This is a genomic window from Pseudomonas sp. HMSC066A08 (genome assembly GCF_001813025.1).
GTDB lineage: Bacteria > Pseudomonadota > Gammaproteobacteria > Pseudomonadales > Pseudomonadaceae > Pseudomonas > Pseudomonas aeruginosa.
The window spans coordinates 1-296 of the sequence record NZ_KV811366.1; the positions used below are offsets into that span (position 1 = coordinate 1).

Genomic DNA, 296 nt, shown 5'->3' on the forward strand with positions numbered 1-296 from the left:
GAAATGAGATAGAGCGACACCGGCCGGTCGTGATCCATCAGGTCGGCAATCTTGAAGTCGTTGCGCGAAGTGTTCTCGCCAACGATAGGGTCGCGGTACAACGCAAGGGCGTTGTTCGCCGTCGAAATGATGCTGCCCAGCTCGCGGGCCGGGGTGTTGGCCATGCGGGTGCCGACGCCGGTAATGACAAGCTGCGCTTCCCGGTTCGCCGGGTCGCCGTCATTGATGGACACCTCGCGCATTTCATCGAACAGCCCGGCCAGTGCTTTCGGGTCGCCGTCCGGGTCGTCTACAAG

Annotated in this window: 1 protein-coding gene; it reads right to left on the reverse strand. The window is 62.2% G+C overall.

Translation table 11 applies throughout. The features are described 5' to 3' along the window. A partial coding sequence (locus tag HMPREF2886_RS28440) for a type IV secretory system conjugative DNA transfer family protein (RefSeq protein WP_168172037.1) occupies window positions 1-296 on the reverse strand: 296 nt, incomplete at both ends.